Annotated in this window: 18 protein-coding genes and 1 pseudogene; 12 read left to right on the forward strand and 7 right to left on the reverse strand. The window is 65.9% G+C overall.

Annotation, left to right across the window (positions count from 1 at the left end; all coding sequences use genetic code 11):
- Positions 1 to 173: 173 nt before the first annotated feature.
- Both AC3B6A_RS13445 and AC3B6A_RS13450 read right to left on the reverse strand, forming a co-directional pair.
- The gene (locus AC3B6A_RS13445) at positions 174 to 791 is read right to left on the reverse strand and encodes a nitroreductase family protein (RefSeq protein WP_488403399.1); all 618 of its coding nucleotides are present in this window, start codon (positions 789 to 791) and stop codon (positions 174 to 176) included.
- Between the two features lie 153 nt (positions 792 to 944).
- Entirely contained in the window at positions 945 to 1,901 is a 957-nt protein-coding gene (locus AC3B6A_RS13450; RefSeq protein WP_488403400.1) for an AraC family transcriptional regulator, read from the reverse strand.
- Positions 1,902 to 2,296: 395 nt separating this feature from the next.
- Here AC3B6A_RS13450 and AC3B6A_RS13455 point away from each other — a divergent pair, with 395 nt between their 5' ends.
- Positions 2,297 to 3,034 (forward strand): DUF969 domain-containing protein, encoded by a 738-nt coding sequence (locus tag AC3B6A_RS13455; RefSeq protein WP_488403401.1) that lies wholly within the window; start codon positions 2,297 to 2,299, stop codon positions 3,032 to 3,034.
- A 4-nt stretch (positions 3,035 to 3,038) separates the two neighbouring features.
- Positions 3,039 to 3,989, forward strand: coding sequence for a DUF979 domain-containing protein (locus tag AC3B6A_RS13460; RefSeq protein ID WP_488403402.1), 951 nt, complete (start codon positions 3,039 to 3,041; stop codon positions 3,987 to 3,989).
- A gap of 55 nt (positions 3,990 to 4,044) precedes the next feature.
- On the opposite strand, the gene AC3B6A_RS13465 is transcribed toward AC3B6A_RS13460, so the two are convergent.
- Positions 4,045 to 5,004 (reverse strand): LysR family transcriptional regulator, encoded by a 960-nt coding sequence (locus AC3B6A_RS13465; RefSeq protein WP_488403403.1) that lies wholly within the window; start codon positions 5,002 to 5,004, stop codon positions 4,045 to 4,047.
- Positions 5,005 to 5,299: 295 nt separating this feature from the next.
- Between AC3B6A_RS13465 and AC3B6A_RS13470 the strand changes: the two genes are divergently transcribed.
- From AC3B6A_RS13470 to AC3B6A_RS13495, 6 genes and pseudogenes are all read left to right on the forward strand, one after another.
- Positions 5,300 to 6,541, forward strand: coding sequence for an OprD family porin (locus tag AC3B6A_RS13470; protein ID WP_488403405.1), 1,242 nt, complete (start codon positions 5,300 to 5,302; stop codon positions 6,539 to 6,541).
- Positions 6,542 to 6,566: 25 nt separating this feature from the next.
- A complete protein-coding gene (locus AC3B6A_RS13475; protein WP_488403406.1) occupies positions 6,567 to 7,310 on the forward strand; it encodes a 5-oxoprolinase subunit PxpA in 744 nt (247 codons plus the stop codon).
- On the forward strand, positions 7,307 to 8,020 hold the full coding sequence (locus AC3B6A_RS13480; RefSeq protein WP_488403407.1) for a 5-oxoprolinase subunit B family protein: 714 nt from the start codon (positions 7,307 to 7,309) through the stop codon (positions 8,018 to 8,020). The genes AC3B6A_RS13475 and AC3B6A_RS13480 overlap by 4 nt, the downstream gene beginning before the upstream one ends.
- Positions 8,017 to 8,934, forward strand: coding sequence for a 5-oxoprolinase subunit C family protein (locus tag AC3B6A_RS13485; RefSeq protein WP_488403408.1), 918 nt, complete (start codon positions 8,017 to 8,019; stop codon positions 8,932 to 8,934). The genes AC3B6A_RS13480 and AC3B6A_RS13485 overlap by 4 nt, the downstream gene beginning before the upstream one ends.
- 179 nt (positions 8,935 to 9,113) lie before the next feature.
- Positions 9,114 to 10,085: pseudogene (locus AC3B6A_RS13490) on the forward strand (cache domain-containing protein); the annotation flags it as partial.
- A 114-nt stretch (positions 10,086 to 10,199) separates the two neighbouring features.
- Positions 10,200 to 10,988, forward strand: a complete 789-nt coding sequence (locus AC3B6A_RS13495) for a methyl-accepting chemotaxis protein (protein WP_488403593.1) — start codon at positions 10,200 to 10,202, stop codon at positions 10,986 to 10,988.
- Between the two features lie 71 nt (positions 10,989 to 11,059).
- Here AC3B6A_RS13495 and AC3B6A_RS13500 read toward each other — a convergent pair whose 3' ends face one another.
- The gene (locus AC3B6A_RS13500; RefSeq protein WP_488403410.1) at positions 11,060 to 12,028 is read right to left on the reverse strand and encodes a GlxA family transcriptional regulator; all 969 of its coding nucleotides are present in this window, start codon (positions 12,026 to 12,028) and stop codon (positions 11,060 to 11,062) included.
- 91 nt (positions 12,029 to 12,119) lie between these two features.
- Here AC3B6A_RS13500 and AC3B6A_RS13505 point away from each other — a divergent pair, with 91 nt between their 5' ends.
- The 4 genes from AC3B6A_RS13505 to AC3B6A_RS13520 all read left to right on the forward strand — a co-directional run bounded on the left by AC3B6A_RS13505 (position 12,120) and on the right by AC3B6A_RS13520 (position 17,761).
- Complete coding sequence (locus AC3B6A_RS13505) at positions 12,120 to 12,896, forward strand: MBL fold metallo-hydrolase (protein ID WP_488403595.1); 777 nt, start codon at positions 12,120 to 12,122, stop codon at positions 12,894 to 12,896.
- 353 nt (positions 12,897 to 13,249) lie between these two features.
- Positions 13,250 to 14,821, forward strand: coding sequence for a GGDEF domain-containing protein (locus AC3B6A_RS13510; RefSeq protein WP_488403412.1), 1,572 nt, complete (start codon positions 13,250 to 13,252; stop codon positions 14,819 to 14,821).
- 280 nt (positions 14,822 to 15,101) lie between these two features.
- Positions 15,102 to 15,587, forward strand: a complete 486-nt coding sequence (locus tag AC3B6A_RS13515) for a (2Fe-2S)-binding protein (protein ID WP_488403414.1) — start codon at positions 15,102 to 15,104, stop codon at positions 15,585 to 15,587.
- Complete coding sequence (locus tag AC3B6A_RS13520) at positions 15,584 to 17,761, forward strand: xanthine dehydrogenase family protein molybdopterin-binding subunit (RefSeq protein ID WP_488403416.1); 2,178 nt, start codon at positions 15,584 to 15,586, stop codon at positions 17,759 to 17,761. The genes AC3B6A_RS13515 and AC3B6A_RS13520 overlap by 4 nt, the downstream gene beginning before the upstream one ends.
- A 63-nt stretch (positions 17,762 to 17,824) precedes the next feature.
- On the opposite strand, the gene AC3B6A_RS13525 is transcribed toward AC3B6A_RS13520, so the two are convergent.
- The 3 genes from AC3B6A_RS13525 to AC3B6A_RS13535 all read right to left on the reverse strand — a co-directional run bounded on the left by AC3B6A_RS13525 (position 17,825) and on the right by AC3B6A_RS13535 (position 21,626).
- Positions 17,825 to 19,315 (reverse strand): aldehyde dehydrogenase, encoded by a 1,491-nt coding sequence (locus tag AC3B6A_RS13525; RefSeq protein WP_488403418.1) that lies wholly within the window; start codon positions 19,313 to 19,315, stop codon positions 17,825 to 17,827.
- An 18-nt stretch (positions 19,316 to 19,333) separates the two neighbouring features.
- Complete coding sequence (locus AC3B6A_RS13530) at positions 19,334 to 20,233, reverse strand: dihydrodipicolinate synthase family protein (protein WP_488403420.1); 900 nt, start codon at positions 20,231 to 20,233, stop codon at positions 19,334 to 19,336.
- Between the two features lie 73 nt (positions 20,234 to 20,306).
- Positions 20,307 to 21,626, reverse strand: coding sequence for an NAD(P)/FAD-dependent oxidoreductase (locus AC3B6A_RS13535; RefSeq protein ID WP_488403421.1), 1,320 nt, complete (start codon positions 21,624 to 21,626; stop codon positions 20,307 to 20,309).
- Positions 21,627 to 21,783 lie beyond the last annotated feature (157 nt).

The raw sequence follows: 21,783 nt of genomic DNA on the forward strand, positions 1-21,783 counted from the left end.
AGTCTCCATAAAGTTACGGGTTTCACTGATTGGGGCAGGTCCGTGTGCGGACCGTCCCTCGGTTTGCCTCGCACCCGGGTCGCGGGGCGAAGCTGATCGGGCCTTCAAGCGGGAGATATCCTGGGGTTGCACCCACCTGGCAGCCGTCCGGTCGTTCGGCGCGAGCGACGCGCCTAGACGAAATCCAGTACCTCGGTCACCGGGCGGCGCGGCTTCTGCGACCAGTTCCCCGGACGCTCCGCGCCGACGGACAGGAGCATGACCGGCACTTCGTTCCCGGCCAGGCCGAACTCGCGGTGTACCGCTTCGGCATCGAAGCCGATCATCGGCGTCGAACCCAGGCCCAGCGCGCGGGCCGCGTAGATCATCGCCGTCGCGCCGATGGCGGCGGTGCGCACCGCCTCGTCGCGCTGGAGCTGCGGGTTCTCGAAATACAGGCCGCGCGCGGGGTCTTCCCAGTCCGGCACCAGCTTTGCCGGCATGATTCCCGCGTCCACCACGGGGGCCAGGCGCTCGGGTATCACGCTGGAATCGGCCAGCTGACCGCAGACGATGAAGGTGACGGCGGCCTCGGTGACCATGGGCTGATCCCAGGCGATCGGGCGCAGCCGGGCCTTGGCTTCAGGCGAACGCACGGCGATGAAGCGCCAGTTCTGCATGTGGAAGGAGGTCGGCGCGGTGGTGGCGATCCGCACCAGTTCGCGGATCTGGTCGTCGCTCAAGGCGGCGGCAGGGTCGTAATACTTGGTGGTGTGGCGGCTTGCGATGGATTCGATGATGGCGTTGGTCATCTGGTGTGACTCCTTCATCCGGTGATCAGGAGCCGTCACTTTAGGTTCGCAAGGTGCTTATTTCGAGATCGGATTTTCTCAAAAAGATGCTTGAAAGGATCAAGCTGGTGTAGGCAGCCGATCCGCCATCCATGCAGCAATGATGTGCCGCCGTTACTGGGCCTCTCGCGCCAGGCGCCGCCATTGCCCCGGCGTCATCCCCATCCTGTCGGTGAATACACGGCGGAATGCCGACACGGATTGATAGCCCACCGACTCGGCCACGGCCTCGGTGGTCATCGCCGGTTTCTTCAACGCGTTGGCGGCCAGGCTCATCCGGATATCGGCCAGCAGTTCGATGGCCGAGCGTCCCAGCTTGTCCTGGAAGTGGCGCATGAAGGTGGCGCGCGACATGCTGCACAGGTCGGCCAGCTCAGGCAGGCTCCAGGGGCGCGCCGGGTCGGCGAACATGGCTGAAATGGCCGGAGCCAGTCGTGGATGGCCGGCCAGCGCCAGCAAGCCGGCCGGAGCCTGCTCGGACTCGCTTGCCGCGCGCAGCACCAGCGCGAACAGCGCCGCGGAAAGGGCGTTGAGCATGGCGTTTCCGCCCAGCTTGTCGCTGCTGGACTCCGTGCGCATCAGCCCCACGAGGCTGGCCAGGTGGTTCGACGCGGCGCCGATGCCTTCGTCAGCGGAGCCGTCCGTAGCCCGTACCACCAGGTTCGTGGGCAGGTAGTTGCGGATCAGCCGGTCATGGGGCGGGCTGATGAAAAAGTGCCCGCACAACATGTCCAGATGCTCGCCCTGGCCGTCATTCTCGCTGAGCAGCCATCCCGCCGAACCCTGGCGATTGTAGGTAAGCCCCGGCGCATGCCCGCTGCCATCGTGCAGCACGTGCGCCGCCCCGTGGGGCAACAGCACGATATCGCCGCCCAGCAGCTCCCTGGCCGTTCCCGTCTCCGGGTCCTCGATGACGGCCCGGCCCTTGAGCACGATGTGGTAGGGAATCCCGTGCGGCGCGGACCGCTCCCAGGCCACACGCCAGGGCGCACCGTAGGCGCAGCGGACCTCCAGCTGGCCGCTGATGGTGATCATTTTCAGGAGATGGCTCAGCCAGTCGACTTGGGACATAGGCCCTCGGGAACTTGAAACGATCGAGCGATCTTATCGCGGTTGCACGCCGGTTGTGCGCCGCGCTTGCCCGGTCATCGAGGGGCCGTTGCCGGCTTGGCATCCCTTGATCCGGGTGAACCCGCCATCTCAGGGTTCCATATCGCGGGTGAACATTTTTATTTGTTGGACGAGTTGGGCGTGTCTTTCGTTAAGTACGTCAATCGGTCAACCGTGATCCTGTACGGTGGGCCGGTTGCCCTGTCCAGCACCCCCGTGCCGACATGGGCGTCGAGTCAGGAAAACAAGAACAAGCGCCCTTCGGCGTCCACCTAAACAAGAAAGGGAAGCTTCGACGCTTCCCACCTGCCGCGCGGCCATTCTGCCCTGGCCTGCGTGGCGCACGGGAGTTCCCTATGCAAACCGCAGTCAGTCTCTGGCCGCTGCTTGGCGTCCTTGTGATCGTCATCGGCTTCGTCCTGCGTTTCAACCCGATGCTGGTAGTCGCTCTTTCAGCCGTGGTGACCGGCCTTGCCGCCGCCATGCCCGTCGAGGCGATCCTGGCGTCCATCGGCAACGGCTTCATCAAGACCCGCACGCTTCCCCTGATCATCCTCCTGCCCCTGGCGGTCATCGGCATGCTTGAGCGGCATGGCTTGCGCGAGCACGCGCAGAACTGGATATCGCGTATCCAGACCGCCACCGCCGGACGCCTGCTGGTCTTCTATCTGTTCGTCCGGGAAATGACCGCGGCGGTGGGGCTCACCAGCCTGGGCGGGCATCCCCAGATGGTGCGTCCATTACTGGCGCCGATGGCCGAGGGCGCGGTGGAGAACCGCTACGGCAAGCTGCCCGACGAGCTCCGCCACAAGCTCTATGCCTTCTGCGCTTCGACCGACAACGTGGGGCTGTTCTTCGGCGAAGACATCTTCGTCGCCTTTGGCGCCATCGCCCTGATGCATACCTTCCTGATGGGCAACGGCATCGATGTGGAGCCGATTCACATCGCGGTCTGGGGCATCCCCACGGCCATCTGCGCCTTCCTCATCCATGCCGCGCGCATACGCCGATTCAGTGCCCGCCTGGAGCGCCAGTTGCAGTCGCGCTCCCCCGAACAGCCACAACCGCAGTCGTTCGCCGCGATCCAGGAGTGATGCCATGATCCTTTCGATTCAATACCTGTACTGGCTGGCGGGCGTCGTTCTGGCCATCACCGCGGCAATGACCTTTGCCGACAAGCAGCATGGCAAGCGCTGGAGCACCGGCCTGTTCTGGAGTCTGTTTGCCCTGGCCTTCCTGGTTGGCGACCAGTTGCCGCCGGTGCTGGTGGGGGGAGGCGTGCTGCTCATGGCGCTGATCGCCGGATTCGGTGGCGTCGGCCTGGGGCGCTATGGCGAGCTGGCTGCGGAGAAACGCCAGGCCAGCGCGCGGCGGCTGGGCAGCCGGCTGTTTGTCCCGGCGCTGGCCATTCCGGTCGTCACCGTGTTCGGCACCCTGGTCGTCAAGGATTTCTCGATTGCCGGCGTGCCCTTGCTGGACCCGAAGAACATCACCTTCGTTTCCCTGGGGATCGGCAGCCTGGTCGCCTTCTGCATGGCGTGCTGGATGGTCCGGGAAGGTCCGCTGCAGGGGCTGCGCGAGTCGCGGCGCCTGACCGAGGCGCTGGGCTGGGCCCTGGTGTTGCCGCAACTGCTGGCGATGCTCGGCCTGCTGTTCAACGACGCCGGCGTCGGCAAGGCCGTTGCCCATGTCGCCACCGCCTATATCGACATGGACTTCAGGCTGGCCGCGGTGCTGGTGTACGTGCTCGGCATGGCGCTGTTCACCGTGGTCATGGGGAACGGTTTCGCGGCCTTCCCGGTGATGGCCGGCGGCGTCGGCGTGCCGGTACTGATCGGCCACTTCAACGGCAACCCGGCGGTAGTCGCGGCCATCGGCATGTTCTCCGGCTACTGCGGTACGCTGATGACGCCCATGGCCGCGAACTACAACATCATACCGGCGGCGCTGCTGAACCTGCCGGACCGCAACGCGGTGATCAAGGCCCAGGTGCCTACCGCCCTGATGGTGCTCGCCTGCAACGTGGTGCTGCTGTACGTGCTGATGTAGCGCATTGCCGCTGGCATGAACGAGGAAGCCCTGCGCCTGCGGGGCTTCCTCATTATTACGGGGCCGGGGCGCGCTCCAGATCCGCTGCCTCGCCCTGGTGGGCGAGTGTCACGCGGTGCGGGCCCAGTTGCTCGGCGTACTGCTGGACGACCTCCTGGGCCAGGCGCACGACCTGTTCCACCAGCCCCAGCCCGACGCCGCTGCGCCAGGTGGCGATGATGTCCAGCGCCGGCGGCTTGGGCACGTTCTCCAGCACCGTCATCCTGCCGTTATCCAGTTCCTCGGCGACCAGCGAAGCGGGCAGGGCGCCGATGCCGAAGCCGTCGCGGATCAGCCGTGTCATGGCTGCCACCGAGTTCACGCAGCTGATGCGTGGATTGGCGATGTTGCCGCTGTGCAGCAGGTTGAGGATGTCCTGATGCGGCCGCGAGTTCTTCGAGAAGGTCACCACGCGCTCCCGGGTGAGCTCCTCCAGTGAGCCGTAGGCACGGTGGTAGAGCGAATTGGTGGAGACGATCCACTCCACCGGATAGTGGGCCAGCGCCTGGTTGCGCAGGCTATCGCCACGCACCACGTCGGTCTGGAACACCACGTCGAGGTAGCCCTTGTGCAGCTGTTCGTTGAGGTTGCGCGCGGTGTCGGCGGTCAGCTCGATCTCCACGCCCGGATAGCGCTCCATCAACTGCGTCACGAACAGGCTCAGCCAGGTGTGGATCACCGAGTCCATCGCGCCCAGCCGCACCAGCCCCTTCAGGTTGCCGACATCGCTGATCGACTGCTTCAGCGCCTGCAGCGTGTCCATCATCTGCTCGGCGTACTCGAGTATCCGCTGCCCTTCGGGCGTCAGGGTGACGCCCTTGGAATCCCTCAGGAACAGGCGGGTGCCGAGCTCGTCTTCCAGCGCGGCGATACGGCTGGAGATCGAGGCCTGGGTGCTGAACAGCTTCTCCGCGGTGAGACGGAAACTCTTCAGCCGGGCGACCCAGACGAAGGTTTCGAGAAAACGCATGTTCACGGGAAAAGTCCTCCGGTGCCTGGCCGCAATGTCGCTCCAGGAAAAAACGCCTTGGCGTGGAATTCAGGTGGTGCGCCAGCCTCACGCATCCGGCGACTGCCGGGACAACGGAAAATTCTTATGGCGTGCGGCCGGATTTTCTCGTTGGACAGCAAAAGGCCACCTCCTAAGAATCGCCCGGCGGCCGGGAAACCAGCAAGCGAAAAACAACCACAACAACCGTATCCGGGAATGCGCGCCGCCAGGCAGGCAAATGCCTCCTGCCGCGTGTCCCGGAGCCAGGAGACCACACCGCATGACTCCCTTGAAGCGCCTCGCCGGAATGTTCATCGCAGGCAGTGCCTTGCCGGGCATCGCCCACGCCGACTTCTTCGCCGACAGCAAGGCCAGCCTGGATCTACGCAATTTCTACTTCAACCGCGACTTCCGTAACGGCCCGCCAACCAGCGAGCGCGACAAGGCCGAAGAGTGGGCGCAGGGGTTCATGTTCCGCTTCGAGTCGGGCTACACCCCGGGCACCATCGGTGTCGGCCTCGACGCACTGGGGATGCTCGGCGTGAAGCTCGACGGGGGCGACGGTACCGGCGGGACGGGCCTGCTCCCGGCCGATCTCGGTTCGGCCAATGGGCGCGGCTCGCAGGATGAGTATTCCAAGCTCGGCCTGACCGCCAAGGCCAGGGTCGGCAAGTCGGTCGCGCGTGTCGGCTCGCTGGCATTCCGCAGCCCGGTGGTGTCGAACAACGACACGCGCCTGCTGCCCGGCACCTTCCGCGGGGCCATGGTCACCTCCCAGGACGTCGACAACCTGACCCTGCAGGGCGGCAAGATCGACCAGATCAAGTTCAACAGCTCCACCGACTACGTCGACATGTCCGCCAACCGCATCGGCGGCAGCAGCGATTCGTTCGTGTTCGCCGGCGGCGACTACCGGCTGACCCGGCAACTCACCGCCAGCCTGCACTACGGCAACCTCGAGGACATCTACAAGCAGTATTACGGCGGCCTGCAGTACCTGCTGCCAATGGCCGGCAAGCGTTCGCTCAAGCTCGACCTGCGCTACGCCCGCAGCACCGAGGATGGCAACTTCCGCGACCTGGACAACAAGGCCCTGGGCGCCATGGCGACCTACGCCCTGGGTGGCCATGCCTTCGGCGCCGCCTACCAGCGCATGGACGGCGACGACCCCTTCCCGTACATCGCCAACAGCGACCCGTACCTGGTCAACTTCGTGCAGATCAACGATTTCGCCAACACCCAGGAGCGCTCCTGGCAGGCGCGCTACGACTACGACTTCACCTCCCTCGGCGTCCCGGGGCTGACCTTCATGACGCGCTATATCGCCGGTGACAACGCGCGGGTCGGCAACAGCAACTCGGGCAAGGAATGGGAGCGCGACATGGATATCGGCTACGTCATCCAGAGCGGCCCGTTGCGCAACGTCGGCCTCAAGTGGCGCAACGCCACGGTGCGTTCGAACTTCGGTAACGACCTGGATGAGAACCGCCTGATCCTCAGCTACAGCCTGGCCCTGTGGTAGGGCGGGCCCTGCCCGGAGAACGGACATGAACAGACTGCTGCTCAACTGCGACATCGGCGAAAGCTTCGGCGCCTGGACGATGGGCCTGGATGCCGAAGTGATGCCCCTGATCGACTGTGCCAACATCGCCTGCGGCTTCCATGCCGGCGATCCTGGCGTGATGAGGCGCACCATCGCGCTGGCGGTGCAGCACCGGGTGAGCATCGGTGCTCACCCCGGATACCCCGACCTGCAGGGGTTCGGCCGACGTTCGCTGGCCTGCTCGCCGGCGGAGGTGGAAGACCTGCTGCTCTATCAGCTCGGCGCCCTGGATGGCCTTTGCCGGGCCCAGGGCGCCCGGGTGAGCTATGTGAAGCCGCATGGCGCGCTCTACCAGGACATGATGCGCGATCCGGACCTCCTCGCAGCCGTGATGCGCGCGCTGGCGGCCTACGATGCGCAACTGCCGCTGATGCTGCTGAGCACGCGGGACAACAGCGCCGCCCAGGCGGTCGGCGACGAACACGGCGTGACCCTGTGGTTCGAGGCATTCGCCGATCGTGCCTACGACGGCGAGGGCTATCTGCTGTCGCGCAGCCAACCTGGCGCGGTACACCGGGACGCGGAGCAGGTGGTCGCCCAGGCCACCGCCCTGGCCCGTGGCGAAGCGCTTGTAGCCAGCGACGGCAGCGAGCTGCGGCTGGAGGCCAGGACGCTCTGCGTGCATGGCGACAACCCCGGCTCGGTCGCCGCGGTCAGGCGCATCCGCCAGGCGCTGGAGATCCTATGAGCACGCCCCGCGTCCGCATCGAAGTGGCAGCCATGGACAGCTTCATCCTGCGCCTGTTCGACAGCATCGATGAGAGCAACATGCCCTGGATGCTCGCCGCGGGCCAACGCCTGCGCGAGCGCTTCGGTTCCTGGCTGGTCGACCTGGTGCCGTCCTACACGACGTTGCTGCTGCATTTCGACTCGCAGCACCTGGCCCCGGGCGAGGCACGAGAACTGGCCGCCGATGCCCTGAGCGACCTGCAGCCGGAAACCCATGCCGGGGGGCGTAGCCACGTCATCCCCACCTGGTACGCGCCGAGCGTCGGACCTGACCTGGAGATGCTCGCGCAACACAAGCACATGAGCGTGGCGGAACTGATCCGCCGCCATAGCCAGCGCGAGTATCAGGTATTCGCCCTGGGCTTCACGCCCGGCTTCGCCTTCATGGGCCTGGTCGAGGAGGCCCTGGCCACGCCACGCCTGGCCACGCCGCGCAAACGCATCGTCCCTGGCAGCGTGGGCATCGCCGAGCGTCAGACCGCCGTGTACCCGGTGGCCAGTCCGGGCGGCTGGAACCTGCTGGGGCGCACGCCGGTATGTCTGTTCGACCTCGGCCTCGAAGGCTACAGCCTGCTCCAGGCCGGCGACCGGGTGCGCTTCGAACCTGTCGGGCACGCCGAATTCGTTCGCCTGGGCGGCGATGACACGCCGCTGGAGGATATGCCGTGAGTCTTCTGATCGAGAGCAGCACCGCTTTCATCCATCTGCAGGACCGGGGCCGGTTCGGCTGCCGTCACCTGGGGGTGACCCAGGGCGGCGCGCTGGACTGGATTTCCATGGGCTGGGCCAACTGGCTGCTGGGCAACGCGCTGGACGTCGCCGTGGTGGAGATCGGTCTTGGAGCGTTCAGCCTGACCTGCCGGCAGGATGGCGCCCTGGCCATCGCCGGGGCCGACCTGGGGGCCAGGCTCGACGGTCAGCCGCTGCCGGCCTGGGGCGCGTTCCGCGTCCGCCGGGGTCAGCGTCTGGACTTCAGCCATCCGCGCCAGGGTGTGCGCGCCTACCTGGCGGCGCCCGGCGGCTTCCGCGCGCCGCGTCAACTGGGCAGCCTGGCGACAGTGTCGCGCGAGCGGCTCGGCGGCCTGAATGCCGACGGCAAGGCCCTGTCCGCAGGCGACGTGCTCGACTGGCAAGGGGAGGGGGAACGGTTGCGCGAGATGCCGCGTGCGCGAATTCCCGACTTCACCGGAGCGGCTCGGCTGGAGCTGATCCTCGGCGCGCAGGTCGGCGACTTTTCCGCCAGCAGCCTCTTCGATGCCTTCAACTGTCCATGGACGGTGGATACCCGTGCCGACCGCATGGGCGTGCGTCTGCTCGGTCCGCAGCTCACCTGCCGTCGACAGTCGATGATTTCCGAAGGCATTGCCCTGGGCTCCGTGCAGGTTCCGCCGGATGGCCAGCCCATCGCCCTGCTCAATGACCGTCAGACCATCGGCGGGTATCCGCGCCTCGGCGCGCTGACGCCGGCGGCAGTGGCGCGCCTTGCGCAATGCCAGCCGGGTGCCGGCGTGCAGTTGGTGCCGACGGTGCAGGACGCGGCTCATCGGGAGCAACGGAGGATGCTCGCCGACTGCTGGGGTTGACGGCTGGCGGATGCCGTGTCGACTCGCGGTGCAATGCTGATTCGGTAATATCAACATGATATTACCGAGGTCATCCAACAAAAGGCCCGAAGCGTTGGTGCCCGGGCTTTCCGGCCGGGATCTGCCTCGCCTGTCACCCAGCGTTTCTCATGAGGAATCGATACGCCATGACCCTGTCGATGAAGTTCAGCCAGAAGATCCTGCTGGCCGCCTCCGCGGTGATCATCCTGGTTTTCGTCGTGTTCACCGGCTACAACGATTACCGCCAGCGCAACGAGATCCGCTACGAGGTCGAACACAGCCTGCGCAACATCGGCCAGGTGCTCGCGCTGAACATCCAGAGCTGGTTGTCCGGCCGGCTGCTGCTGACGGAAGGGATGGCCCAGGCAATGGCGGCGGACGACTCGCCGGAGCGCGTGCTGGCCCTGCTGAAGTCCCCGGCGCTGACCGACACCTTCGTGGCGAGCTACGTCGGCCGGGAGAGCGGCGAGTTCGTCATCCATCCCGCCCGGACCATGCCCGATGGCTACGATGCCCGCCAGCGATCCTGGTATCAGGACGCGCTGAAGGGCGGTCCGACGCTTACTCCGCCCTATATAGGCGCTGGCACGGATTATCTGGTGATCACCCAGGCCGCGCCGATCCGCTCCGGCGAGCGGACGCTCGGTGTGCTGGGCGTCAACCTGAACCTGGACAGGATGGCGCAGATGATCAACGCGCAGGACTTCGATGGCATGGGCTATGCCTTCCTGGTCAGCGCCGACGGCAAGATCCTCGTCCACCCGGACAAGCAGTGGGTGAGCAAAAGCCTCGCCGAACTCTTCCCGGCGGGTTCGCCATCCCTCGACGACCGTTTCAGCGAAGTGACGGAGAATGGCGCCACCCGCCTGGTCGGTTTCGTCCCGGTGCAGGGGTTGCCGTCGGTGAAGTGGTACGTCGGGCTCTCGCTGGACAAGACCAAGGCCTATGCCGCGCTGACCGACTTCCGTGTTTCCGCGATCATCGCCACGCTGGTTGCCGTGCTCATCACCCTGGCGCTGCTGGGCATGTGGATTCGCCTGCTGATGAAGCCGCTGCGCGCCATGGACAGCGCGATGCAGGACATCGCCGATGGCGAGGGCGACCTGACCCGGCGCCTGTCGGTCCGCAGCAACGACGAGTTCGGCCGGCTGGCCGGCGCTTTCAACCGTTTCGTCGAGCGGATTCATGCCTCGATCCGCGAGGTTGCCACCACCACCTCCAGCCTCGGCGAGGTCGCCCGGCAAGTGCTGGAGGCTTCCAACTCGTCGCTGACCAAGTCCGACAGCCAGGCGGCCCGCACCACCAGCGTTGCGGCCGCCATCGAGGAACTGGGCGCCGCGGCCCAGGAAATCGCCCATAACGCCGCGGATGCCTCGTCCGGGGCCTCGGATGCCCGGGTGCAGTCGGATGAGGCGCGCCAGGTGGTGGAACGCACCATTGCCGCGATGAACGAGCTGTCGGCGAGCATCGAGGGTTCGCGCGGGCATATCGAAACGCTCAATGGCAAGACAGCCAACATCGGGCAGATCCTCGACGTCATCAAGGGCATTTCCGAGCAGACCAACCTGTTGGCGCTCAATGCCGCCATCGAGGCGGCGAGGGCAGGGGAGGCAGGGCGCGGGTTCGCCGTGGTCGCCGACGAGGTGCGTAACCTGGCGCATCGCACCCAGTCCTCCGCGCAGGAAATCCACAGGATGATCGAGGAGCTGCAGGTCGGCTCGCGCGCGGCGGTCGACACCATGGCCGAAAGCCGGCAACGCAGTGTCGAGAGCGTGCGGATCGCCAACCAGGCGGGCGAGCGGCTGCTGGCCGTGACCGGACGGATCGGCGAAATCGATGGAATGAACCAGTCGGTCGCCGCCGCCACCGAAGAGCAGACCTCGGTGGTGGACACGGTCAATCGCGAGGTCATCGAGATCAATATGCTCAACCAGGAAGGCGTGGAGAACCTGCAGGCCACCCTGCGGGCCTGTTCCGACCTGGAGGCCCAGGCGCAGCGTCTGCGCGAGCTGGTGAGCAGCTTCCGCATCTGAGGCAGTGGCCGTGCCCGGCCGCTCGCGATCCCGGGGGCGCCGCCGTGGTTCGAGCTGCCGGAATCCGCCGGTCAGAACCGGGCGAACCGCTCCCGGTATTCCGTCGGGGTCAAGCCGGTGACCTCCTTGAACATGCGCCGCATGTTGGAGTCGCTGCTGAAACCGAGGTCGTCGCTGATCGACTTGATGGGCGTGGAGGTGAGGGTCAGCCGCTCGCTGATCTGGTTCAGCTTGATGCGCCGCGCGTAGGTGGCCACCGGCGCTCCGGTTTCTCCACTCACCTTGCGCGCGAGCGTGCGTCCGGACATGCCCAGTTCGTCCGCGAGCCTGTGCACGGTGAGCTGGTCCGCCGGCAGCCTCTGCACGACGCCATGCACCCGCCGCAGCAACTCGCTGGGCTGCTCGATGAGGCTCAGGGACTGGAAGACGTCCTGTGCCTGGGCGGGGCGGGGCAGCACCATCAGCCGGATCAGGTCATGGAAGGCGCTTGGACTGACGTGCTGTTCGATCAGTGTCTGGGCGATGGGCAGGTAACCATTGACGCCGCTGGCGGTGGCGTTTCGTTCGGTGAAGATGCAGTTCTTCTCGCTCTGCCAGCGAATCCCGGGATAGCGCTTGAGAAGGGTATCCGCCAGCCACCAGGTCACCGTCGCAGCCTCGCCGTCGAGGCGGCCGGACGCGGCGGCGAGGCTTACGCCCGTGCAATAGCTCCAGACTGCGCAGCGCTTGTCGAGCCGTGCCAGGGCCTTCAGCAATGGCCCGTTGGCGGCCAGGGCCGCTTCGACCTGCTGCGCGGATTCGGCCCAGAAGCCGGGTATGAGCAGCGCGTCCGGGGCGATCTCGGCAATGCCGTGAGTTGCGCTGAGCGCCAGACCGTGGGCGCACACGACGGTGCCGCTCTGCACGCCGACGTAGCGGGCCTCGAAAAGCAGCCGGCCGGTTCGCCGATTGGCGGCGTGGAGCATGTCGGCGAAGGCGAGAAGCCCCGCCGGCATGCAGCCTGGATAGAGGACAAGGCCGATTCGCAGTGTATCGGGCATGGCAGGAAATGAACCGATTATGTCTGATCCTGCCATTATGGACGGTCTTCCGGATTGGCACCATGAAGCCACCATTGACGAGGGTTTCATGATGAAGATTCAGCAGATCCGCAACGCCACCATCATTCTCGAACTGGGCCCCTATCGCATCCTGGTCGACCCGATGCTGGCGGGCAAAGGCACACTGCCGCCACTGAGGCTGTTTTCCGCACGGCAGCGCAACCCTACCGTCGATTTGCCGGAGTCCACGGAGGCGGCGCTCAGTTCGGTGACTCACTGCCTGATCACGCACTGCCAGAAGGGGCACTTCGATCACCTGGATCGGGCGGCCGTCAGTTGGTTGCGGGCATGGCAAATCCCGGTCATCTGCACGCCGCACGATGCGGCCTATCTGGCCCAGCGGAGGCTGAATGTCCAGCCGCTGCCGGAGGGGCATGGGGAGCCTGTCGCGTTTCTCGACGGCACGATCCGTACCGTTCGCTGCACCCATGGCCGGGGGCTGGTCGGTCGCCTGATGGAGCACGGTGTCGGTTATCTGATCGAAATTCCCGGCGAGCCCAGCCTGTATCTGGCGGGCGACACGGTGCTGACTCCGGAGATCCGTGATTTCGTGCACCAGCACCAGCCGCAGGTGAATGTCATACCGGCTGGCGGTGCCCGCTTCGATGTCGGCGACGACATCATCATGGGGCAGGCCGACGTCATCGAGTTCGTGGCGCTGAGCACGGGGACCGTGGTGGCCAATCACCTGGAAGCCATCAACCATTGTCCTGTCACCCGCCAGGAGTTGAGGCAGGCAGCGATCCATGCCGGCGTACAGGATCGCCTGCTGATTCCCGCCGATGGGCAGGTCCTGGCATTGGCGTAGACCTGCGAACGCTGCGCCCCTCGCCATCGCCGGCCTAAAGGCATGGCGAGGGCCCGGCGCAGGCCGCGTGCTCCTCATGGTGAGCGCGATCCATACGCCAGACACCCTCGTCCCCCGGCATCTGTCCCCAAAGTCTCACCCGGTCTTCCTGATCCCCGACCCAGTGCGCGGCGGATTATCCGCCTCAGATTCGATCCGTTGGCCGGATAATGGCTATCCGCCTTCATTCTCCTTACATAAAATAGGGCGATGCGGGGGCAAGTTTCGCCAACCCAGGCAAGGAGCCCAGCGAGCGCGTCGGAAGCGCAGTGTCCTGTCCCCATCGACCAAGCTCTTCTGGAACAACTTCCACCATGCCGTCCGGGCCGCTTCCAAAAATCAATCTGCGCACGCTGATTCTGCTGTTTTCCCTGCTGGCAATCCTGGCGACGCTGCTGAACGACCTCTATGCCACCTACCGCATTCAGCGCGAAACCCTGGTACACAATGCCCTGGAAGCCAATCGCGCCTACGCCGCCAAGGTGGCGCTCACCATTGGCCAGAGCCTGCACGCCAGCCTTGACCGCCTCGGCTACAGCGCCCGGGTCATCGGCCAGGGCTTCTCGCGCGCCGATGTGCTCGCCGACGAGGCGCAGCGTCTGGCCGAGCAGGACGACAGCTTCAATACCGTCATCATTGCCGACGCACAGGGCCGCATCGTCGGCTCCCATCCCAGGGAGCTCAGTGTCAACGGCCAGACCCTCCGCTCGACACAGCCACTCGCCGCCCGGCGAGCCATGATCAGCCCGGCGTTCAGCTCGCTGGTCGGCAATCTCATCGTCTTCGTTTCGCAGCCGATATGGGGCCCCAACGGCGAATACCTGGGGCTCGTGGGCGGAACGATCTACCTGCGCAAACCCAACGCCCTGAACGAGATCGTCAGCCAGCAATTCCAGATGGACGCTTCCTACCTGTACCTGGTGGATGGCAACCGGCATCTGCTGTTCCACCCGAACCCGGACCGGATCGGCCAGGAAGTGGCTTCCAACAGCGTGGTGGACGCGGTGCTGCGAGGCGAAAGCGGCGCCGCGCCAGTGGTGAACAGCGAGGGCGAGGAAATGCTCGCCGGTTACGCCGCCGTTCCCTATGGCGGCTGGGGCGTGGTCTCCCAGCAGCCCATGAGCGTGCCGCTGGGCATGCTGCGCTCGCTGATGCTGCAGGTGGTGCTGCAGATAGTGCCGCTGAGCCTGATCGGCCTGCTGCTGCTCTGGTGGGCGGCCTCGCGGATAAGCCAGCCGCTGAGCCAACTGGCGGACTACGCCGAGTCGATGGCCAACAGCGAGGGGATCCGCAGGGTGAGCGCCTGGTATGTGGAAGCCTGGCGCATCCGCCGCGCCTTGGTCATCGGCGTGCTGCTGACCGAGGATCGGATCGGGAAACTCAACCACCAGGTGCTGAGCGACCCGCTGACCGGCCTGGCGAACCGCCGGATGCTGGAAGGAACCCTGCGCGACTGGACGCTGCTGGGGAAGCATTACGCGGTGATCAGCATGGATATCGATCACTTCAAGCGGGTCAATGACGAGTTCGGCCACGACATCGGAGACAAGGTGCTGGCGGCCTTTTCCGAACTCCTCAGGCAGAACTGCCGCGAAGGCGACATCCCCTGCAGGGTCGGCGGCGAAGAGTTCATCCTGCTGCTGCCACACACCAGCCTGACCGCCGCGGCCGACGTCGCCGAACGCATCCGCCGCTCGCTGGAGGCTGCCGACATTCCCCCGGCCGGACGGATCACGGTTTCCCTCGGCGTTTCCTGCTGCGACGCCACGCAGACGGAGCCCGCCGCGCTGCTGCGGGAGGCCGACGAGCGCCTCTACCAGGCCAAGCAGGAGGGACGGAACCGCGTCGTCGCCGGCCCGGATTGCAGCGGCGACGCAGCGGCCTGAGGCTGGCCGCTCGACAGGCCTTTAGCTCGGTTCTGCATAAGGGCTATGAAGTCTTTCTTCAAGGTTCATCGCTTCTATAACCGGAATCACGGCCTAGGCTGTGTGTTGGCATTTTCCAGGGGACCCTGCGTGAAGTGCGTGAGCAGTTTCCCCAGCTGAGGGACGGATTCCGGGTCCTGTCAGGAAAACAAGAACCTTCATGGCCCTGCTGCGGCAATCAAAGATGAACGTGGTTCGGCCTTGAGTGCGGCGTGCAACGAAACAGGATGAGGGCGGTTCGATGACCCAGGTGCTGAAGATCAACGGAATTGAACATCAGGTCGATGTGGACGACGACACCCCGTTGTTGTGGGTGCTGCGGGATGTGCTCGGCATGACCGGGACCAAGTTCGGTTGCGGCATGGCGCTTTGCGGAGCCTGCACGGTACACATGAACGGTGTCGCCATCAGGTCCTGCGTTACACCGGTTGCCAGCCTGGCCGGCGCGAATATCACCACGATCGAGGCGGTCGGCGACACGGACGTGGGGCGGCGCGTGCAGCAGGCCTGGCTCGACCATGAGGTGGTCCAGTGTGGCTATTGCCAGTCGGGCCAGATCATGTCCGCCACGTCGCTGCTAGCGAGCAACAAGAATCCCAGCGATGCGGATATCGACTCGGCCATGGCCGGCAATATCTGCCGCTGCGGAACCTACGTGCGCATTCGTGAAGCCATAAAGACGGCGGCGGGTAACGCTCAAAGTGCCGGCGCGGAGGTCAAGTCATGAGTGCCCGTGATCCGATGACCTCCCTCCCATCCGAAGGCGTCAGCCGCCGCAGCTTCCTCAAGGCCGGCGCCACGCTGAGTGGCGGGCTGCTGATCAGTTTCTCGCTGCCGGGTTTGATGAATCCGGCGCAAGCGCAGGGTTCGGCATTCACGCCGAATGCCTACATCCGGATCGAGCCGAGCGGCAAGATCGTATTCGTCATCCAGCCGGTGGAAATGGGGCAGGGGACCTACACCTCGATGCCCGCCCTCATTGCCGAGGAGCTGGAAGTCGGGCTCGACCGGATTACCGTCGAGCATGCCCCGGCGGACGACAAGCGCTACGCCAACCCGATGCTCGGCTTCCAGGTGACTGGCGGCTCGACCTCCGTGCCGGCCAACTGGAAGCCACTGCGGGAGGCCGGCGCAGCGGCGCGCATCCTGCTGGTCAGCGCCGCGGCCAAGCAGTGGGACGTGCCGGCGGAGAGCTGCAAGGCGGATAACGGCACGGTCGTCCACGCGGCCAGCGGCCGGAAGCTGGATTACGGCGAGCTCGCGGCAGCCGCGGCGAAACTGCCGTTGCCGGACGCCTTGCCGCTGAAGCCCTCAAGCGAATTCAAGCTGATCGGCACGCCCGCCAGGCGGACGGACTCCCATGACAAGGTCAGCGGAAAGGCGACTTTCGGCATCGATGTGCGCCCGGAAGGCGTCAAGGTTGCCGCGATCATGCTGTGTCCGGTGGTCGGGGGGACCCTGGACAGCGTCGATCCGGCGCCTGCCATGGCGGTCAAGAACGTTCGGCACGTTGTGAAAACCGACAACTCGGTGGCCGTGATCGCGGACCACATGGGCGCCGCACGCAAAGGGCTGGCCGCGTTGCAGATCAAGTGGAACGGCGGCAGGAACGCGACCGTATCGAGCGAGCAGATGCTCGATGAGATCAGGAAAGCGTCGATGCAACCCGGCCAGCAGTCGCGCAAGGAAGGCGATGCGGAAGCTGCGATGCAGAAGGCGACCAGGAAGGTCGAGGCGGTCTATCAGGTCCCGTTCCTGGCCCATGCCTGCATGGAGCCGGTGAACTGCACGGTGCACGTGCGCAAGGACGGCTGCGAACTGTGGCTGGGCAGCCAGGTGCCGGCGCGGGCGAAGACCGTCGCGGCGCAGATCACCGGCCTGTCCGAGGACCGGGTTCAGGTGCACAACCTGCTGCTCGGCGGCGGTTTTGGCCGGCGTCTGGAAGTCGACTTCGTTGCCCATGCGGTGAAGGTCGCGAAGCAGGTCGACTACCCGCTCAAGGTCATCTGGTCCCGGGAGGAGGATACCCGGCACAGCACCTTGCGCCCGTATCACTACAACCACCTGAGTGCCGGGCTCGACGAGAAGGGCAATCCCGTCGCCTGGACGCACAAGGTCACCGGCGGTTCGATCCTTGCGCGCTGGCTGCCGGCGGTCTTCAAGGATGGCATCGATCCCGACGCGGTCCGTGATCCATCGGGGCCTTACGCCTTCCCGAACATCAGCGCCTATTACGTTCGCCATGAGCCGCCGGAAGGCATCTATCCCGCGTTCTGGCGCGGCGTGGGGCATACGCAGAACGGTTTCATGGTCGAGAGTTTCCTCGACGAACTGGCCCATATCGCCAAGGCCGATCCCTTCGACTATCGCTACCCGCTGCTGCAGAAACATCCCCGCGCGCTCAAGCTCCTGGAGACGCTCCGCGAAAGGTCCGGCTGGGACAAGCCGCTGGAGAAAGGTGAAGGGCGAGGGTTGGCGCTGACGTTCTGCTTCGGCACCTATGCCGCCCAGGTGGCCGAGGTCAGCGTCCAGCCTTCCGGAGAGGTCAAGGTGAAGCGGGTCACCAGCGTGGTGGATTGCGGCATTGCCGTGAACCCGGACACCGTCGTGGCGCAGATGCAGGGCGGCAGCCTGTTCGGGCTCACCGCGGCGCTGTTCGGGAACATCACCTTCAAGGATGGGCGGGTCGAACAGGGCAATTTCGACACCTATCGGATACTGCGCATCAATGAAGTGCCGCAGTTCGATGTACACGTCATGAAGAGCGACGAGTCTCCGGGCGGGCTCGGCGAGGTTTCGACAGTGCTGATAGCCCCGGCGGTCACCAACGCGATATTCGCCGCGACCGGCAAGCGCATCCGCAGCCTGCCGATCGACCCCGGCCAGTTGCGCCAGGCCTGACCTGCACCAACCGACCTTCGTTCACCTGCGATGCGGCAGGTGAACGAAGGGAGGGATTGCCGGTTACGACGCGTCGATCCAGATGGTCTTGAGTTCCGTGTACTGGTCGTGCGCCCAGGCGGACTTGTCGCGACCGCCGAAGCCCGACTCGTTGTAGCCGCCGAACGGGGTTGAGGCGTCGCCTTCGCCGAAGCAGTTCACCGTGACGATGCCGGCGCGGATTTCCCGCGACAGGCGCAGGGCGTTGCGCAGGCTGCCGGTGTAGGCCGAGGCGGCGAGGCCGTAGACGGTGTCGTTGGCCAGGCGGATGGCTTCGTCGATCCCGGTGAAGGGCGTGACCGACAGCACCGGGCCGAAGATTTCCTCGCGGAACAGCCTGCTCTGCGGGGAAACGTCGTTGACCACGGTGGGGCGGATGAACACGCCCTGGTCGGTCTCGCCGCCGTAGACGAAGGAGAGCTTCTCGCCCTGGGCGTGCTCCAGGTAGGCGCGCACTTTCTCGAAATGCACCTTGCTGACCATGGCGCCGAGACGGTTTTCCGGGTCCATCGGGTCGCCCAGTTTCCAGTCGCGCAGGTGCACGCCGATGCGTTCGAGCAGGGCGTCGCGGATGTCCGCGTGGACGATCAGCCGCGAGGACGCCGAGCAGTTCTCGCCCATGTTCCAGAACGCGCCGTTGACCACGTGCCGGGCGACCTGGTCGAGGTCCTCGATGTCGTTCATCACCACGGCCGGGTTCTTGCCGCCGCACTCCAGCACCACGCGCTTGAGGTTGGACTCGGCGGCGTACTTGAGGAACAGCCGGCCGGTTTCGGTGGAGCCGGTGAAGCTGACCATGGCCACGTCCGGGTGGCGGCCGATGGGCTCGCCGGCGTCCTTGCCGCCGCCGGGCACCACGTTGAACACGCCCGCCGGCACGCCGGCCTGGTGCGCAAGTTCGGCGACGCGCAGGGCGGTGAGGGTGGTTTCCTTGGCCGGCTTGACCACGATGGAACAGCCGGCGGCCAGCGACGGACCGATCTTCCAGGCCAGCATCAGCAGCGGGAAGTTCCACGGCAGCACCAGGCCGACCACGCCGATGGGTTCGCGCACCACCATGGTCACCGCAGCGTTGCCCACCGGGGCGGTGGCGTCGTAGATCTTGTCGATCAGCTCGGCGTGCCAGCGCAGGGTGTTGACGGTCTCGGGCACGTCGATGGTCTGGCACTCGCGCACCGGCTTGCCGCTGTCGAGGCTCTCCATCACGGCCAGTTCGTGGGCGTGGTCTTCCAGCAACTGCGCAAAGCGCAGCAGCACCGACTTGCGCTCGGCGGGCGAGCGCTTGCTCCACACGCCCTGGTCGAAGGCTTCGCGGGCACTGGCCACGGCCAGGTCGACGTCCTCGGCGGCGCATGCGGCGATGTTCGCCAGCAGCGCGCCGGTGGCCGGGTTGGTGGTGGCGAAGGTCTTGCCCGAGACTGCGTCCTGGAAGCGCCCGTTGATGAAGGCGCGGGTGGGGAACTGCAGCGCGGCGGCGATGGCCGCGTACTCGGCCCTGGTAAGCAGGTCTGCCATTTTTCTTACCCCTTTCTCTTATGCCTGGGTGATCTGGGCGACGCTGCGCTTGAGCACGGCGACGACTTCCTTCAGCTCGGCCTTTTCCGCCTCGGTCATGCCCTTGAGCGGGGCGCGCACGCCGCCGCTGCGCAAGCCGTTCAGCTCGCAGCCGTACTTGATGGACTGGACGAACTTGCCGCTTTCGAGGAAGTCCATCAGCGGCATCATCGCGGCCATGATCCTGCGGCCCTTGGCGAAGTCGCCCTCGACCACGCACGCTTCATAGAGCGCGATGTGTTCGCGGGGGATGAAGTTGGAGCCGGCGCAGACCCAGCTGCGCGCGCCCCAGGCGAAGAACTCCAGGGCCTGGTCGTCCCAGCCGCAGGACAGCTGGATGTTCGGGTGGCGGCAGGCCAGGCGGTGCAACTGGCCGGTGTTGCCGGAGCTTTCCTTGATGGCGCAGATGTTCTTGCGCGCGGCGATGGCGGCGAAGAATTCCTCGCCCATTTCCACGCCCATGCGGCCGGGATAGTTGTAGAGCATGATCGGCAGGCCGGCGGCATCGTCCACCGCCATGACGTGCTCGGCGATCTCCTGCTGGGTCGGCAGGGCGTAGGGCGGCGAGCCGACCAGCAGGGCGTCGGCCTTGATCTCCCTGGCGGCGCGGGCGTAGGCCAGCGAGTCCTCGGTGCGGATGGCGCCGGTGCCGACGATCAGCGGCAGGCGGCCATTGATCACCGCCTTCGCCCTGGCGGCCAGGTCCAGGCGCTCCTGGGCGGTGTGGGCGTAGTACTCGCCGGTGGAGCCGCCGATGATGATGCCGTGGACCTTGGCCTCGATGAGGCCTTCCAGTACGTCGGCGAAGGCCTGGGTGTCGATCGCGCCGTCATCCTTCAGGGGGGTGATGGCCGGGGTGTAGATACCTTCAAACTTCACTGTGATTTCTCCATGGGTGGGAATGGTTGCCGTGGGCGTGCCCCGCCCGCGACGCGAGCGTTCGAATCGGTTTTCAGCTTTCCCGGCCGGCGCGGTACTGGCCCCAGCTCAGGTTCATGTTCACGCCCGCCGAGAGGAAGGGTTCGGGCGGGTTGGCGTTGGGGCCGGGGGAGGCGAGCAGGTAGTCGATCAGCTCGCTCTTCTGCCCGGCCAGCCAGTCCGCCAGCAGCTTTCCGGTGACCGTGCCGCGGGTGACGCCCAGGCCGTTGCAGCACAGCGCGCCGAAGACGTTCGGCGCCAGCTGGCCGAAGTAGCCCAGGTGGTTGCGCGACAGCGCGAGCGATCCGCCCCAGGTGAACTCGAAATCCACGCCGGGAAGCATCGGGAAGCGGCTGGCGAAGGACTCGCGGTGGCGGCCGGCGATGCGGCTCAGGTAGCGCGGGTTGCTGCGGCCGTCGGGGTTGAAGCTGAAGCTGTTGCGGATCAGCAGGCGGTTGTCCGGCGTGCGCCGCACCGTGGTGCCGAAGGGGTCGGCCGGGATCACGCCCCAGTAGGGTTTGCCGCCCAGGCGCGCCTGTTCTTCCTCGTTCAGCGCTCGTGTCAGGCTGGCGTAGGTGAACACCGGCAGCATGCGCCCCTTGAGGAAACCGAAGCTCATGCCGAAGGCGTTGTTGGTGAGGATCAGCCGCTGTGCGCTGATGCTGCCCCGGGCGTGCCGCAGCACGACCTGCGCGCCGTAGTCGACCTCGGTGATCGGGGTGTTCTCATACAGCGTGACGTTGGCCGGCAGCGCGTCGGCCAGGCCCTTCACCAGTGCCGCCGGCTGGATCAGCACGGTGCCCGGGGTGAACAGCGCCTTGCGGTAGAAGTGGGTGCCGATGTGCGAGGGCAGGTCCTGCTCCTCGATCATACGGTAGTCCTGGCCGAGCTTGTCGAGGCCGCGCCGGTAGGCGTCGAGCACGGCGATGCCGCGGTTCTCGACGGCGGCCTGGTACTTGCCGCAGGCCTTCATCTGGCAGTCGATGCCATGCTGGCGCACCTGCTCCTTGAGCAGGTCCTGGCCCATCAGGTTGAGTTTCAGGCTGGTCCTGGCGGTGTCGATGTCGCCGATATAGTCGTCGGCGCCGATGTCGTGGGGCAGGTCGATGGCGAAGCCGGCGTTGCGTCCGGAGGTTCCGAAACCGACTTCCTGCGCTTCGACCAGGATGATCTCTTCATCGGGATAGTGCAGCGCCAGTTGCCGCGCGGCGGCAAGGCCGGTGAAGCCGGCGCCGACGATGACCCAGCGCGCGGCGGCGTGGCCGGAGTGCCGTGGCCTGGCTTGTCTTGCCGGGCTCAGGTGGTACCAGCCGCAACTCGTATCGTCGGCGGGCAGATAAGTGATCTTCATCATCGCAGGGACCTGTTGTTACTTTTTTCGGCCAATAGCTATCCCTTGCGCGAGGTCGAAACCTCACGCGAGAACTCTTGTTTTGGGCTGCCGACACTTGCGGTCAGCGGAGACTGTCGATACGGCCGGGCCGTCTGGAACGCAGGTTTCAGGGGTGGCG

It is taken from the genome of Pseudomonas sp. B12(2026) (assembly GCF_057767015.1).

What these genes read in the sequence shown, in the direction of transcription:
- AC3B6A_RS13480 (WP_488403407.1), top strand. Translation starts at nt 7,307, where the DNA reads ATGAGCACGCCCCGCGTCCGCATCGAAGTGGCAGCCATGGACAGCTTC.
- AC3B6A_RS13510 (WP_488403412.1), top strand. Translation starts at nt 13,250, where the DNA reads ATGCCGTCCGGGCCGCTTCCAAAAATCAATCTGCGCACGCTGATTCTG.
- AC3B6A_RS13515 (WP_488403414.1), top strand. Translation starts at nt 15,102, where the DNA reads ATGACCCAGGTGCTGAAGATCAACGGAATTGAACATCAGGTCGATGTG.
- AC3B6A_RS13505 (WP_488403595.1), top strand. Translation starts at nt 12,120, where the DNA reads ATGAAGATTCAGCAGATCCGCAACGCCACCATCATTCTCGAACTGGGC.
- AC3B6A_RS13525 (WP_488403418.1), bottom strand. Translation starts at nt 19,315, where the DNA reads ATGGCAGACCTGCTTACCAGGGCCGAGTACGCGGCCATCGCCGCCGCG.
- AC3B6A_RS13470 (WP_488403405.1), top strand. Translation starts at nt 5,300, where the DNA reads ATGACTCCCTTGAAGCGCCTCGCCGGAATGTTCATCGCAGGCAGTGCC.
- AC3B6A_RS13445 (WP_488403399.1), bottom strand. Translation starts at nt 791, where the DNA reads ATGACCAACGCCATCATCGAATCCATCGCAAGCCGCCACACCACCAAG.
- AC3B6A_RS13520 (WP_488403416.1), top strand. Translation starts at nt 15,584, where the DNA reads ATGAGTGCCCGTGATCCGATGACCTCCCTCCCATCCGAAGGCGTCAGC.
- AC3B6A_RS13460 (WP_488403402.1), top strand. Translation starts at nt 3,039, where the DNA reads ATGATCCTTTCGATTCAATACCTGTACTGGCTGGCGGGCGTCGTTCTG.
- AC3B6A_RS13475 (WP_488403406.1), top strand. Translation starts at nt 6,567, where the DNA reads ATGAACAGACTGCTGCTCAACTGCGACATCGGCGAAAGCTTCGGCGCC.
- AC3B6A_RS13500 (WP_488403410.1), bottom strand. Translation starts at nt 12,028, where the DNA reads ATGCCCGATACACTGCGAATCGGCCTTGTCCTCTATCCAGGCTGCATG.
- AC3B6A_RS13455 (WP_488403401.1), top strand. Translation starts at nt 2,297, where the DNA reads ATGCAAACCGCAGTCAGTCTCTGGCCGCTGCTTGGCGTCCTTGTGATC.
- AC3B6A_RS13535 (WP_488403421.1), bottom strand. Translation starts at nt 21,626, where the DNA reads ATGATGAAGATCACTTATCTGCCCGCCGACGATACGAGTTGCGGCTGG.
- AC3B6A_RS13450 (WP_488403400.1), bottom strand. Translation starts at nt 1,901, where the DNA reads ATGTCCCAAGTCGACTGGCTGAGCCATCTCCTGAAAATGATCACCATC.